Genomic DNA, 15523 nt, shown 5'->3' on the forward strand with positions numbered 1-15523 from the left:
TCCATGCTATTTATCCAAAAAACAAGGTTATTAAAAAAGAAGCAAACCGCTTTAACAAATGAGTTTTTAAATACTGGTCATAACTTTTAGTTAATTGATGGGGTAATAAGCCCAATTTCTGATTTGATCAGCTCAATAAAGTCTTCGGTCGCTTTGGTTGTACTCACATTGGCATTTCTTAAAATGTAAATCGTGGTGTACAGGCGCGGTTTCATTTGATGAATCATTTCTTTCGGCAGTGAATAAGCTGCGGTGTAGATATCGGTAATGCTGCAGCCGATGCCTTGGCGTACCAGTTCGCCAGCCATGTAATAGGTTTGCACGTTGATAATGCTTTTATTAAATGTCCGATATTTTTTTACCACTTGCATGAGTGAGTCAGAATCTGGCTGAATCCATCGGTTCTCATCAATTAAATGAATATCCTGATCTGCACGGACAAATTGAGAGTCAATATAGACCAGCGGTATTTCTAAAATTGGTGTGGCAATAATGCCGTGCTGCGTGTGCGGATGAAATGTAACTGCAATATCAATTTCGCGCTGCAGCAGTTTTTGTTCCAGCGCTTGGGTGTGGTCTGTGCCGATATTTACAAATACACCAGGATATTTCTTTAAAAATTGGGCAGTCAACTTTGGTATTAGACTCAAACCTAGACTGGGCAAACATCCGAGGGTTATTTGACCTTTGGTATTCTTTGCCAGATTGTGTGTCAGTTTATTCAGCTCATTAATTTTGTCATAAATTGGCTTAATTTCCTCATACAGAATATAGGCCTCTTTAGTAGGCTGCAACTTGCCTTTTACACGCTTAAATAGTGCAAAACCAAGACGTTGCTCTGCATGTTTAAGCAGTTTACTGGCCGCTGGCTGTGATATGCATAACGACGCGGCTGCTTCTGTTAATGACCCAAAAAGCATCACTGAATAGAACATTTCAAGGTGTCTAAGATTCATAAAAGTTCACATAACCAATAGTTATAGGCAATCTATTAGAATTCATTACTTAATGTCAATAAAGCCTTGTACATTGGCTGAAATTTTGAGGGTAACTGAGCAGGGAATAATACTCATGCAATTGGATCAGTCATCAACTGACACGGCTGTATAAGCATTAGTTCAGCAGGGTGCGAAAATACACGTTAATTCGGATCGTTCGATGTGCTGTTTTTGCTGCATGGGCTTTCTGTCAAAATGAATGATGAACAGCAGTATTGGAACATGAAGAGTTGGATGAACCGCCAGTTCTGAATGGAATAAATGCTGGGTCAATAAATCTAATAGATTTTCTATAAAGCTTGATAGCAGTGGGCTTCAGCTTATAAAAACTCTAGTAAATTTAAAGGGAAAGAAATGATCGTAAGCACGAACCTTACATTATTTATGGCTTGCCTTGCTTTAGCAATCGGCATGTTTACAGTCAAGCATACGAAGTTTTTACGTAATAACCATATTCCAGAAGCCGTTGTAGGCGGGTTTATCGTGGCAATTGCATTGTTCGTCATTCATAAAATGACCAATTATACGTTTAAATTTGATACGTCATTGCAGAATCTGCTGATGATTGCTTTTTTCTCATCTATTGGCTTGAACTCCGATTTTTCTAAATTGGCAAAAGGCGGGAAGCCTTTGCTTATTCTTATTTTTATTGTGACCTTGCTGATTCTTACGCAAAACCTTGTGGGTGTCGGTGTTGCAATGCTGCTGCAAGAAAATCCATTTATTGGCCTTATTGCAGGTTCAATTACACTTTCAGGCGGGCATGGCAATGCAGGGGCGTGGGGGCCGCTTTTAGAGCAAAAGTATGGCGTAGCGGGTGCATTAGAACTTGCAATGGCTTGTGCAACGATGGGATTGGTGATTGGCGGTTTAATGGGAGGGCCGATTGCGCGTCATCTCATTAAAAAAGTAAAAACACCGCAATTGACTGCATCGGAAACGCATTCAGCGGCAGAATCTTTGGCCGCTCCAAATGCTGAAAAACAAATTAACATAAAGAATGTGATTGAAACCGTATTCATGCTGATCAGCTGCATTGTGGTTGGCAGCTATATCAGTGATATTTCTAAAGATACGGCATTCTATTTGCCCACGTTTGTCTGGTGTCTATTTGCTGGTATTCTCCTGAGAAACATATTGAATTATGTTTTCAAGAAAAGTATTTCTGAGCCTACGATTGACGTGCTGGGCAGCACAGCGCTTTCGATTTATCTGGCAATTGCGCTGATGTCGCTTAATTTTGGTCAGCTGGCAAGTATGGCTGGCCCAGTGCTGATTATTATTATCGTACAGGCTGTTGTGATGGCTTTGTTTGCTTGTTTTATTACGTTTAATCTGATGGGCAAAGATTATGATGCTGTGGTTGTCAGTGCAGGACATTGCGGTTTTGGCATGGGTGCAACACCTACAGCAATTGCCAATATGCAAACAGTGACTAAAACCTTTGGACCATCACACAAGGCTTTTTTAATTGTACCTATGGTGGGCGGTTTTATTATTGATATTTCAAACAGCATTATCATTAAATCTTTTTTAAGCATCATTGAGAAAATGGCATAAAGCTTTCCTCCCCAAAGGCTTTAGCAGTCTGTTTGAACTCAATATAAACTTAGATTAGCATTTGAAGTGCAACACCCTGTTGTTGCGATAATACCCGACTCGGACTTTTAAAGCCGAGTCTTTTTCTTGGCCGATGATTCAAGCGTTGAGTGATTTCTGAAATATATTCATCCGTATAGTCACTTAAATCACTGCCTTTTCTAATATATTGCCTGATTAAACCATTGGTATTTTCATTTGTACCACGTTGCTAAGCGCTATAAGGATCTGCGAAATACCAGTCTATTTCTAATTCTTGAGCTGATCTTTGATCGGCTCAAGAAGGCTGATGGTTGTTTGACAAATTGTCTCTGCCTGGCGTGAGCTGCACTTTTTCAGTCATAAATAGCCTGTCTTCCTATCTACAATAGAGACCAATGATTGCTGATGCTTCTTAGCAACAATCGTATCTATTTTCAAATCACCAAACGAGTCTGCTGCTTAATCTCAACAGCTCCTAACTTTTTAAAATTGGCCTAAATGACTTTAAGGGATTAAAGCCATTTAGGCAGACTTTGACATTTTATGGATTGAAGGCTTCTTTAAACATTGGAATTAAAAGTTTATTTCCATACTCGCTGAGATGATCGCCATCACGATAAATAGGGCGTCCTTTATATTCAGAAATACATTCATTTCCTTTACATAAGAGTAATGCAGGGTCTAAGACTTTGGCCTGACACTGTGTAGCACTTTCATGAATGATTGTGCGAATCTCTCCTGATCTTTCTAAATACGCATTGTGTGAAATAAATATTTTTTCATTGCGGTTGTAAAATACATTCTTAATGATTCTTTGCGGTAAATTGAAACCAACTTCAGGAGTGGGTTGAACAACATATACAGGATTTGTCTTAGAAATTTGACACAGATGATGTGTCAAATTGTGTTTAAACGAAGCGAATAATTCACGTTGAGACGTATTTTTCTCAGCTCCAAAGTAAACGGCAGGCATAGATTCGAGTGGATTTACACGGTCTGCATCATTTTCTCCAATTAAGTAGCTTGGATATCTAGCAACTAAAACAATCGGAATATTTTCATATTTTTTGGATGCAATTAGGTTTAAGCGCTGTTGGTTAATTTCAGGACAATGGCTTTTTTTGTCGTAAAAATTCATATTCGGAATGAATGGGCAGGCAGAACTAGCAAAGGCAATAATTCCGTCTGACTTCAAATTAAAAACAGAAGAAAGAGAGGTAATTAAAGAGTTCGCATGACTATCCCCAATAATCAATGCTTTAATTTTAGAAGGGTTACCGATCACGCATTCGTATAATTCGGGTTTGTCACAATCATAAGGGTTATCGTTTTTTATTTCTGCATTCGCAATTTTAGCTGCTTCTGGAAGCCGTGAATCTACACCATCATTAGATTTGAGGAAATGACCAAAGCCTAATAGGAATAAAGTGAGATAAACCGCTTTCACTTTATAAATTTCTTTCCAAGATGAATAGCGCGGGAAATTAATTTTTTCAATACCGTGATAACTTAAGAAACCACATAAAATTGATAGCGGGATTCCATATATCCACCAATTTTCGAGGCTGAAATAGAAACCTAAAACAACCAAGGGCCAATGCCAAACATAGATTGAGTAAGACCATTTACCAATGTGGCTAAAAACAGGATTGTTAATGAAAATATTCTGTTGGTACTGACTTACAATAATTAAATAAGCACCAAGGACAGGAATGAGGGCCATATAACCTGGCCAAAGCGTATCTTTAGAGATAAAGATATATGATGCTAGAATTAGAATGAGTCCTAAGCATTGTATCATGAGCTGTGATTTTTTGGTTTTTAATGACCAAGGGTAAAGGAATGCTAAACCGCCCAGCAGCATTTCCCATGCGCGGCTTGTCAGTAAAAAATAAGCAGTTTTACTGTCTTTATAGGTCGCATAAATACAATAAATAAAGCTGGTAAAGAGCAGTCCAAGTACTACGCGTTTTAAATTATGAAGGCTTAAATATTTTTTAAGCATCAAAATAAGGAGTGGGAAAACAATATAAAATTGCCATTCAACGGACAAAGACCAAGTATGTAATAACCATTTAGTATGCTCAGCAGTATCAAAATAGCCACCGCCTTTTGAAAAATGCACATTGGTCATAAAGAAAGAGCTTTTTTCGACTTGTCGTCCTAAATCTTTATAATCAACAGGTGCTAAATAGAACCACCCAAAGATGAGTACAACAATAATCATCGCCGCAAGTACTGGAATAATACGGTTTGCACGTGCTGTATAAAATTTAAATAGATTAAATGTGTTTTTTTCAATGCCATTAAAAATAATGGCAGTCATCAAGAAACCAGAGATAACAAAGAAAACATCGACACCAGCGAAGCCACCTGTCAGCCATTGCGGGTTAAAGTGAAATATTACAACGGCCAATACAGCTATGGCTCGTAATCCATTGATATCATGTCTAAATTGCATAAATAAAATAGCTAATCATTTAATTTGAGGGTGATTCTAACTTAAATGTTGAATGATCGATTGAAATTTCAATATTTTTTGAAACGTGTTAAAAATATTAAAATTATTTTGATTGGTTTGGTATTGTTTTATTGCTTGTAAGTTATTGTTTTTTATGTTGATATGTGGTGGGGTCGCTCTGGCGGAGTGTGTTCATATTAGACGGAGCAATCCGATTTTGTATTGTTAATTTCTTTGAAGCTTTGACACCACCAATTCATAAGAATTCAGCACCAAATCCTGCAGCAGATCTTCTTCCAATGCTTCATCTGCAAATATAGAAATCCAGTGCTGTTTATTCATGTGCCAGCCTGTGCGGATATACGGATAAATGTCTCTAAGCATGGCGCCATTGTCTGGCAGGCCCTTTAGATTGATCACAGCTTTGCCTTCCAAATGAAAACTCAACATAAAGACTTTATCCATGACTTTAAATACATCACAGCCATCACCAAAAGGCTGACTGATGGAGGCTTCGGGCAGAGCTAAAGCGCTCTTCGCTGCAGCAGCATGTAATGAAATCATAGAAATTGAGCCAAAAAATAACGAATAAATTTAAAGCCTAAGGATGAATGTGAATCGCAGTATGATTATTCACCAGTTGCCAAATTTCATCCATATCAATATTACGGACTGCGATACAGCCCCAAGTCCAGTCTTTCTGAGGAAAATAAGTTCTCAGCTGAGGAATTATTTTCATCTGCAGGCTGGTGGCAGAACCATGAATCATAATGTCGCCGCCGGCGGAAACGTCCAGTTGCTGAGCTTTTTGCTGATCGGCCATGTTGGGATAGGAAATATGCAGCGATTTATAAAATGCGCTTTTGGGATTGCGCCAGTCAATCACATAAGAACCTTCAGGCGTTTTTCCATCACCTTCTTGGACTTTATGTCCGAGCGGTGCAAATCCAAGACGAATGGGGTAGCGGCGGATAATTTGATCTTGATGCTTTAACTCTAAGTAGCGCTGACCTTTATATACCTGAATACTGTCAATGGGCGTGTTGGTGCGAATCTGCTGAATGTGAGCAGTATTTAATGCTGCAGGAAAAGTGAGCGCATTGGATGACGTGGGCAGAAATTTTTCGAATTTTTGATAGAGAATAAAAGCCGCAAGTATGCAAAGCACAATTGAGCTGCTGAGAATTGCAATTTTTTTCTTAATATTTGGATTTTGAGGCTGAGATGCATTCACTATGCTTCAATTTCTGAATTGTGGATAATGTCTAAATTATCCACAATTTTATCCTGCTGTGTATAATTTTAAGAAGAACAGCTGACCATGACTTCGGGAACATCGCTAGGCAGCGGCTCTAAATCAGCAGCATTTTCGAGCTCAGGCTGTTTGATAAATGGCTGGCTGAGCAATGCAAATAAACGCTCAACTTCAGAAAAATCATTACGCTCCGCCAGTTCAATTGCTTTTTGCGTCATGTGATTGCGCAAAATATATTGCGGGTTGATCAAAGCCATTTGTGCATCCAGTTCGGCAGCATCTTGCAGCTCACGGATATTTTCATACATCGCGAAGAAGCTTTCAAATGCGCGGCGGTCTAGGCAGTCATCTTTAATCTGTTCATATTGCTTTTCTTGCAGGCGGATAAAGCTTTGTGTGTAGTCGAGCTGTTCGGTCTGCAAAATACGTAAAAATGCCATTGCGCAGTCAAAACTGTCTTTATGGAAACTTGGCAAGCCCATTTTTTGACTTAGTCCGAGTTTATAATGCTCTAAGAAAGTCGGTTCAAAATGCTCGAGGCATTGAGCTAAATCCTCCTTCCATTGTTCTTTGTTATAACTGGCAGGGCAGAGCGGCACCAGATTATTCAGCCATTGCCATAAGTTCCAATGCCCAATACTCGGCTGCTGCTGATAAGTATAGCGTCCTTGATAGTCGGAGTGATTGTTGACCCAATTTGGGCGGAAACGCTCTAAAAATCCATAAGGGCCAAAATCTAGGGTTGAGCCAGTAATGTTGAGATTGTCGGTATTCATTACGCCATGTGCGAAACCGACCAATTGCCATTGAGCAATCATTACTGCGGTGCGCTGCACAACTTGCGCAGCAAAAGCTAAAACAGGCTGTTCTGCATCTAAGCATTCAGGATAGTGCCATTCAATGCATTTTTGAGTGAATTCAGGCAGCAAATCGCCTTGATATTGATTGATCCATTCGAAATGTCCGAGCCGGATATGACAGTCTGATGTGCGCAGAAGCATTGCGCCCAGTTCTAATTTTTCACGCTGTACGCCTTGCTCAGAGCTGGTGAAACCCACGGCATTGCTGGATGCAATGCCTAAGCTGTTCAGCGCATGACCTGCTAAATACTCTCGAATGGTCGAGCGCAGCACTGCACGTCCATCTCCCATGCGTGAGTAAGGCGTAGAGCCAGCACCTTTAAGATGCAGGTCGATGGTTTGCCCATTTTTATCTACAATCTGCGCAATCAGTAAACCGCGTCCATCGCCCAATTGACCCGCCCATTGTCCAAATTGATGGCCTGCATAGACCATGGCCAAAGGTTCAAAGGCGGCAAAGGTTTTTTGACCGCTGCAGATTTCAACCCAGTGCTGTATGTCTTCTTCAGACCATTGCAGCTGCTGCGCCAACGCCGCATTAAAATGTCCTGCCTTTGCTCCCTTAAGCGGGCTTGGCTGCTGATGGTGATAGAGGCGGGAAGGAAGCGTGTTATAGCGCGGGTTAAACTGCATAGTCGTCTTTAAAAATGAATCTTTGCAGAAACTATAGCAAAGAGTGCAGGGTGATGTCAGAGATTCCTGTATCTGTACGGCTATTTGCTGCAACAGAAAATTGCGGCAAAAATAAAGCCCCGAGCGGGGCTTTATAAGTCAGCAGCGTTTTAGTCTGTGACGGTTTTCTTTTTAATGTTGCGCATCAGTGTTGTTAAGGTTGCACGGTGATATGACAGGCGCTGTTCAACCAATTGGAATTCAACTTTAAGCTTGTCATCCATTTGATGGATTTTTTCAGCAACAGCAGTTTTCTTTGCTTGAATTTCTTGTTCTTTCAGTTTAGCCCAGTCATTCAGCGTTTGCGAAAATGCATCGTATTCCTGTGAAATACGCTGCTTTGCAGCTGCAATGTCATCTGTCATATTTAGGCCATAAACAGCCAGATCTTGTTCTGCATATTTGAATTTCATCGCAAGTTCAGCTTTTTTAATATTAAAGCTTGGAATACGGCGTAAATTTTTTGCAAGACCGAGTTTAGAGCATGTCCAAATTAACCATTTGGTTGGATCATACTGCCACCATTTCACGCCGTTACGGTAGTCGTATTGGAAAATATGGTGATAGTTGTGATAACCCTCACCCCAAGTGGCAATTGCAAGGATGAAGTTGTCACGCGCGGTATTTTCGTCTGTATAAGGACGAGAGCCCCACATGTGGCAAAGCGAGTTAATGAAGAAGGTGACGTGATGGCTCAGGATTAAACGGACAAGACCGCCTAAAAGCAATACGCCCCACATATCGCCTACCGCCCAGCCGATTGGCAATAAAATCCCGGCATGTACTGCAATGACTAGAGGCACATAGTATTTGTCTTGGAACATGACTAATTTATTGTTTAATAAATCGGGCGCATTTTTGTAGTTGGCGCCGCCAGACTTATAGTCACGAAGCATCCAGCCAATATGCGCAAACCAAAAACCGCGGTTAATCGAGTACGGGTCATGATCAATATCATCCACATGGCGATGATGCGTACGGTGGCCTGAAGCCCAAAACAGAATACTGTTTTGTACAGCAAATGTGCCCATGATCATTAAGACAATTTGCATGGGTAAAGTTGCTTCATAAGCGCGGTGCGCCCATAAGCGGTGATAGCCCGCCGTGATCCCCAAGCTGCTGAAGCCAAGCAGCACAAACATGCTGATCCAGGCTGCTAAGCTAAAATCATGGCGGTATGCATATAACGGGATTGCAATGATTGCCACGATAGGCAAGAACACCAGCGCAAAAACGGCAATCCAGTTGATTGGTGCTTTGGGTAGGGGAGCGGTCATCGCCAGCTTAACTCCTAGAACCTTGGGAGGTATATCAGAATACAAAAACCATAAATAGATTATGGATTAATAGAACTGCATATTAGCATGAGCTTTCTCATGCTCACAGCATTATTGCACAACTGTATTGTGCAAAACAGTAACAGAATAAAACTGTGATTTAATTTATTTCCAATCCATTGCTGCTGCTGGCTTAGATGCGGTTTTATATTGCCTTGAAATGTACGGAACACCTAGTAAAATTAATGGATATGCGGTCATTTTTTCCACAGTATTTTAGTCGGATTTTTAATGACTTCAGTTTATATGCTGAGACATAGCATTATGTTTTACAAGGTTATTTAGTCCAGCTGTAAATGCTGCATCATCAGTTTTGGAAAGTCTGTAATCAGGCCGTCTATGCCTAAGCTTTGCAGGTGTTTGGCGCGTTCAATATCATTCACTGTCCACACACTTATTTTAAGGCCTGCTTGCTGTGTTTTCCGCAAAATTTCATCGGTTGCGAGCTGATTCATCCAGCCGATCTGGCAGCAGCCTAAAACCAGCGCCTGTTCTATCGCTAAAGTGCCAATATCTTCTTCAATCAGCAAGCCGCGTTTAAATACCGAATTCTGCTGCTGCAGGGCCTGATGGATTTTTAAGTCAAAGCTGGTGATTACCGCAGTTTGTTCAAAGGTCTGCAGCTGCTTTTGCAGCTCGGTAATTAAGGTATTGGCTTGTTCAGCGGTTTCGACAGCTTTGACTTCAATTTCTAAGTGATTGAAGTCCTGCATGATCTTTAGGCTTTGCATTAAGCTTGGTGTGATTTGTTTTTCCCAGTCCATCCAAATATGCGCTTGGTTGTATGGAGTGAGCTGGGTGCTGTCTAGCTCATATAATGGCTTATCCATGCCAGTTGTGCGCAGAAAATTGTCATCATGCATGACCACAAGTTCGCCGTCTTTAAGCTGGCGGACATCAAATTCAACGCCGCGTATGCCAAGATCATGGATGTATTGGAAGCCTGCAAGGGTGTTTTCTGGGGCTTCGCCACGTGCGCCGCGGTGTCCGATGATTATCATGCTGATTTTTCTGTTATGTGTTTGTAGTTGATTTTAACGCTAAAGAAATGAGAGTCAAAAGCAGTTGCATGAATATAGGATGAGCAAAAGCCTCATTGGTCGTATTGGGTATAATTTGTGCTAAAAAAATTAGCTGGCAATTGGATGATGCCTTTACAGCATTGAAATTCTGTGAAAAGTTAAATTGATTTGTGAGGCAGATCCTTTACTTTTGAAAGATCAAAAGTAACAAAAATCTATTGTTGGGTAAAGGTTCGTCCCTGAAACCTTTACCCAACGGCGGCATCCTTGCCGCCTGTCGCGAATTAGACATTGTATAAGACGCATTTTTAAAGGCAGATCAAACGGTTTAGAATGATCTGAATTTAAATCGTGTCGTTAATATTCTTTTGCCAAAGCACTTCAGAACCGCCTTCGGCGCGCTGTAATGTACGTGATGCCACAAACAGCCAATCTGAAAGACGGTTTAACAGCTGCAATGACGGCGCTTGAATGTTTTGGTCACGGTTATGCACTGCCATCAGACGGCGTTCTGCACGGCGGCACACGCTGCGCGCTTGATGGGCAAAGCTGCACACCAACGTTCCAGATGGCAAAATAAAGTCTTTCAGCATCGGCAGTGTTTCATTCATGCGGTCAATGTCATTTTCCAAAAACTCAATAGAAACAGGCTGTACCAAGTTGAAGTTTGGAATGCAGACTTCACCGCCCAGATCGAACAGCCAGTGTTGGATGAGGCTAAGTGATTTGTCCCAAGCGGCTTTGTCTGCAATGCTGCTGACTGCAATTTGAGAGCGCAGGAGACCAATGCTTGAATTGAGTTCATCGACATCTCCTAAGGCTTCAATGCGTAAATCATCCTTTGCTACACGTGATCCGTCACCTAAACCTGTTGTACCAGAGTCGCCTGTGCGGGTGTAAATTTTACTTAAACGGTGGCCCATTTTAATTGTCCATTTTTGATAAAAAGTTGAATAAAGTGATGTGCATTAATATTTAACAGTGATGCCGATAGAGGCTAAACGCCCGCCATTCATATAATACAAACCTGAACCATACGATGAGGTTTTGTATTCGACATCACCGATATTTTGTAAATTGGTAAAGACTTTTAGGTTGGGGTTAATATTCCAAAATGCGCTCATATCAAGGGTGGCATATCCGGGATTGCGTGCCTGATAATCCACAGCATCTGATTTGGCATTTAAGGTTGCATTCATGCCATAAAGGTCATTGCTCCAACCGGCAGCCAAGCTTAAGTTCTGACGTGGTCGGCGCTGTAAATCTTGTTTTTTCTCATCATCTTGCGCTTTTACATAATGATAGCTGAGTTTGCTTGACCATCCGCCATTTTGCCATTGCAGATAGGTTTCCACACCTTGATACACCGCTGTATTCAGGTTTTCTAAGGTGTAATTAGGGCCATTCACAATCAGATGGTCCACTTTGGTGTGGTACAGAGACAGGCCGCTACTTAGCCCATAATTAAGTTTCTGATCGACACCAATTTCATAAGAAGTGCTTTCCTCAGGCTTTAAGTTCGGATTGCCTGACCAGCTGTTATAGCGTTCATCTAAGGTTGGTGATTTAAATGCGGTACCGATATTGGCATAGACGCTGGTGAGCGGCAGAGCTTGCAGACGAATTGCAGCTTGGCCAATGGTATGGCTGCCATATTTTGCATCGTCTTCTAGGCGAATTCCGAGCTGTGTATTAAGACCATCTTGATGATATTGATGCTGTAAGTAATAACCCGTGCTGCGGTTATCATCTTGATAGGCCGTGCCATATGACACGATGTCACCGCTGATTTTACGGTGCGTAATCCCGCTTAAAAGCGTTTGCTTTGGCGTCAGCTCAAATTTGGAATAAATTTCCGCTTCTTGGGTTTTATTGTGGGTGAAGTCGGTGGTAGTGACCTGATCTAGCTCATCTTTAAATTGAGAAAGTCGAGCGTGCAGTTCTAAAGCAGGTAACAGACGCACTTCACCACGGAGGTTGATCATTTCATTGTTAAAGTCTTGCGCGACATTGCTGTAGTTCAGGCAGTTATAGTCTTTATCTTCATTACTGCAGCTGACATAAAAGCTGCGGCCTTCGTTAGAGCTATAGTCTAATGCATAAGCATGATTTTCTTGTTTAGAGCCAGCTTTCGCACTCCAGCCTTTTTGGTCATAGCTGGCTGTGCTCAGTTCATCTAAATCAAAAACTTTAGTGGCATCTGATTCTAAGCGTTGCCCTCGAATCTGTGCGTAATAGCCATTTTTTGTGGCATCTGCGCCAATAATACTTTTATAGGTTTTGTGTTCACCGACTTCCGTACTGGCAAAGGCTGTATTTTTCGTTGGTGTCTTGGAAATAATTTGTACCACACCGCCAATCGCATCTGAGCCATACAATACAGAAGCAGGGCCTTTGAGCACTTCAATTTGCTGAATATCAGTGGTATCTAAAAACTGTAATGGCGCCATGCCTGATGTTGCAGAGTTTAAACGCACGCCATCGCGCAGCACGAGGGTATGGTCAGACTCTGTACCGCGTACAAAAATGGACGCCACTTGTCCTAAGCCGCCGTTTTGCACCATATTGATGGACGCATCGTTACGCAGCAAATCGCTCATTTGTGAAATAGGCGATTGCTCCACCGCCGCAGGCTCAATAATGGATATACGCGCAGGGATATTTTCTAATTTTTCTGCTGAGCGGGTTGCCGTCACGACAATGGTGTCCATTTTAGGCTGTGCAATGGAATCTGCTGCAACAGACATTTGGGAGCTAAAAATACAAAGGGCAGATAGGCCAGCTGCAAGCGCAGTCGGCTGAAAAGGAAAAGGCATACAAAACTCCATACATTTACCCCACGTAAATGATTGGGTGACAGAACACAGTATGCAGGTATCGGACTGGCAAGGCATTGCTTGCGCACCGTTGCGGGGGCAGTGTTGTTGAAACTTCCCATGCGAACTGTTGTGAAGGGTTTAAGTATAGTGAACTCCTTTTATTCGAACAATCTTCTCGATCTGAGATTTGCATTACAGAATATTCAGCTTGACTTGCTGTGGCGCAGAAATTACTCTGCCTGCGCTTCAGGTGCTTCCTTAATTGAGAAGTGAAACTGGGAAGTCAGTCCGAACGGCTTATTGCTGTTTTAATCTGACACTGCCCCCGCAACGGTGAATCGTTCATGCTGAACGTAAGTCCGGAGACCGGCCTGATGCACACCTATACATAATGCGGCGGGCGTTATAGCGGGATTGCATGTCTGCGCCTTTTCTATAGGCCTAAGCCAATTGCTTACCCTGATCCGCCTCGCGTTATCCACTTTTATTGCGCACGGGCGGTGCGTTCGGGGAATACAGCATGCATTCTTTCTCTAAGGCTCTTATCGGGTCGCTTTTTATTTTATCTCCACTATCTGCTGCTATGGCAGAGGACCAAATTCATCAGTTTCCAGTCATTACCAATACCGTTGCCAATATTGTTGAGCAAGACTCACAAAAAACCTTAGCCGCGGTCACTGTAATTGACCGTGCAGAAATTGAACGTAAGCAATTTAACTCATTACAAGACTTATTGCGTACTGTGCCGGGCGTAACGTACAGCAATACTGGCGGTTTAGGTAAAGTTACGAGTGTTTCAATTCGCGGTACAGGCAACCGTCATGCATTGGTCTTGGTGGATGGTCAAAAGGTCGGTTCAGCAACGCTTGGTGAAACGGCTTTTGAACACTTCCCAATTGATCAGATTGAGCGTGTCGAAGTGCTGCGTGGTCCGCGTTCCAGCTTGTATGGTTCAGAAGCGATTGGCGGTGTAATTCAAATCTTTACACGTAAAGGCACGCAAAATGGCATAAAACCATTTGCATCTTTTAGCTATGGTTCGCATGAAACATATCAAAGCAATGCTGGTCTAAATATTAAGCACGATAATACATGGGCAACCTTGAGTTTAGCGGGCACCAAAACCCAAGGCATTGATGCAACAAATATTGCTGAGCCTTACGACCTTGATAAAGATGGCTACGAAAATAAGTCAGCATCTTTACGTATGGGGCATAAATTTAATGATCAATTTGATATTGATGCAAGTGTCTTAGTGGTTGATGGTGAAAATGAATATGATAATAGAGACTTACCTTGGGCTGCAGATGTAAAAAATGTACATAGCAAAATAGAGCAGAATATTTACAGCATCGGTGCGACCTACAAGCCATTTGACCTATGGACTACAGGATTAAAGTTAGGCCGATCTGAAGATAAACTCGATAGCCGTGATGGTTATCCATCAGTTATTAATACTCAGCGTGACAGCTTATCATGGCTGAATACACTGTACTTGAATAAACAAAATACATTGATGCTTGGCTTTGATTATCAAAATGATGAGGTTTCAGGCACGCAAGCGTATGCAGTTAAAGAGCGTGATAACAAAGCTTACTTTGCACAATATCTAGGTTCATTTGGCAACATCGATGTGCAAGGTGCAGTCCGTCAGGATGATAATGAGCAGTTTGGTAATCATACGACTGGAAGCGCAACTTTAGGATATCGCTTCAATGATGCCATACAAACTTATGTCAGTTATGGCACTGCATTTAAAGCCCCGACATTCAATGATTTGTATTGGCCAGGAAGTGAAAACCCGACCTTAGTGCCAGAAGAGTCTGAAAACTATGAAATTGGTTTTAAAGGCGTGATCAGCAATGTTCAATGGGAACTCAATGGTTTCTATAATGAAATTGAAAATATGATCGCATGGGCGCCAAATGCATCTGGGAACTATGTTCCAAGCAATATCGATAAAGCAAAAATTAAAGGTGCTGAAGTATCGTTCAATCAGCAATTAAATGATTTTGTTTGGAATATCAATTATACCTACCAAGAGCCTGAAAATGAGACAGCAGGGGCTCATGGCAAGCAGCTGGTCTTAAAACCAAAGCAAATCTTTAATGCATCAGCTGATTATACGATGGATAAGTGGACTGTCGGTGCTTCAGTTCATGCAGAAGATAAGCGTTATACCAATGCTGCAAATACTGAAGAGTTGGGCTCATTTGCTACAGTAGATACGCGAGTTACTTATCAAGCAACGCCTGAATTCAGTGTTCAAGCCAAGCTTGCTAATATGTTTGATAAAGAATATTCGACTAACTACAGCAATAGCACGTTATATAACCAAGATGGTCGGACCGCTTGGGTGACATTACGTTATGCAATGAAATAATTGGTTCAATTATTCAAAAAGCCCTGATCATTCAGGGCTTTTTACTTTTGCGCAGTATTCATGCTGAAAATGCACGCAAGTCTAGAAAATTGCATTACAATGATTCGCCTTCATATTCATAGATAGGCTATGAAT

Annotated in this window: 11 protein-coding genes, 1 pseudogene and 1 riboswitch; of the genes and pseudogenes, 2 read left to right on the plus strand and 10 right to left on the minus strand. The window is 41.6% G+C overall.

Translation table 11 applies throughout. The features are described from left to right. Window positions 1–86: 86 nt before the first annotated feature. Window positions 87–956, minus strand: coding sequence for a LysR family transcriptional regulator (locus tag D7V32_RS05810; protein WP_120401965.1), 870 nt, complete (start codon window positions 954–956; stop codon window positions 87–89). 396 nt (window positions 957–1352) lie between these two features. Between D7V32_RS05810 and gltS the strand changes: the two genes are divergently transcribed. Then, a complete protein-coding gene (gltS, locus tag D7V32_RS05815) occupies window positions 1353–2558 on the plus strand; it encodes a sodium/glutamate symporter (RefSeq protein WP_120401966.1) in 1206 nt (401 codons plus the stop codon). A gap of 49 nt (window positions 2559–2607) precedes the next feature. Here gltS and D7V32_RS17835 read toward each other — a convergent pair. The 9 genes and pseudogenes from D7V32_RS17835 to D7V32_RS05855 form a co-directional block, all read right to left on the minus strand. Beyond that, a pseudogene (locus D7V32_RS17835) lies at window positions 2608–2856 on the minus strand (IS30 family transposase); the annotation flags it as partial. 264 nt (window positions 2857–3120) lie between these two features. After that, window positions 3121–5040 (minus strand): acyltransferase family protein, encoded by a 1920-nt coding sequence (locus tag D7V32_RS05820; protein ID WP_120401967.1) that lies wholly within the window; start codon window positions 5038–5040, stop codon window positions 3121–3123. A 225-nt stretch (window positions 5041–5265) separates the two neighbouring features. Beyond that, window positions 5266–5601: an MmcQ/YjbR family DNA-binding protein gene (locus tag D7V32_RS05825; protein WP_171407588.1), complete on the minus strand. Its 336-nt coding sequence runs from the start codon at window positions 5599–5601 to the stop codon at window positions 5266–5268. A 40-nt stretch (window positions 5602–5641) separates the two neighbouring features. After that, window positions 5642–6244: a L,D-transpeptidase family protein gene (locus D7V32_RS05830; protein ID WP_120401998.1), complete on the minus strand. Its 603-nt coding sequence runs from the start codon at window positions 6242–6244 to the stop codon at window positions 5642–5644. A 98-nt stretch (window positions 6245–6342) separates the two neighbouring features. Further along, complete coding sequence (locus D7V32_RS05835; protein ID WP_120401969.1) at window positions 6343–7788, minus strand: protein adenylyltransferase SelO; 1446 nt, start codon at window positions 7786–7788, stop codon at window positions 6343–6345. A gap of 149 nt (window positions 7789–7937) precedes the next feature. Next, the gene (locus D7V32_RS05840) at window positions 7938–9104 is read right to left on the minus strand and encodes an acyl-CoA desaturase (RefSeq protein ID WP_120401970.1); all 1167 of its coding nucleotides are present in this window, start codon (window positions 9102–9104) and stop codon (window positions 7938–7940) included. A 341-nt stretch (window positions 9105–9445) separates the two neighbouring features. Next, window positions 9446–10165, minus strand: coding sequence for a glycerophosphodiester phosphodiesterase (locus tag D7V32_RS05845; protein ID WP_120401971.1), 720 nt, complete (start codon window positions 10163–10165; stop codon window positions 9446–9448). Between the two features lie 365 nt (window positions 10166–10530). After that, complete coding sequence (locus D7V32_RS05850) at window positions 10531–11109, minus strand: cob(I)yrinic acid a,c-diamide adenosyltransferase (RefSeq protein WP_120401972.1); 579 nt, start codon at window positions 11107–11109, stop codon at window positions 10531–10533. Between the two features lie 45 nt (window positions 11110–11154). Further along, window positions 11155–13002: a TonB-dependent receptor plug domain-containing protein gene (locus D7V32_RS05855; RefSeq protein WP_228200176.1), complete on the minus strand. Its 1848-nt coding sequence runs from the start codon at window positions 13000–13002 to the stop codon at window positions 11155–11157. A gap of 234 nt (window positions 13003–13236) precedes the next feature. Next, a riboswitch (cobalamin riboswitch) is annotated at window positions 13237–13394 on the plus strand. Between the two features lie 194 nt (window positions 13395–13588). Here D7V32_RS05855 and D7V32_RS05860 point away from each other — a divergent pair. Next, window positions 13589–15388 (plus strand): TonB-dependent receptor domain-containing protein, encoded by a 1800-nt coding sequence (locus D7V32_RS05860; protein ID WP_228200177.1) that lies wholly within the window; start codon window positions 13589–13591, stop codon window positions 15386–15388. Window positions 15389–15523 lie beyond the last annotated feature (135 nt).

Source organism: Acinetobacter tianfuensis (genome assembly GCF_003611465.1).
GTDB classification, from domain to species: Bacteria; Pseudomonadota; Gammaproteobacteria; order Pseudomonadales; family Moraxellaceae; genus Acinetobacter; species Acinetobacter tianfuensis.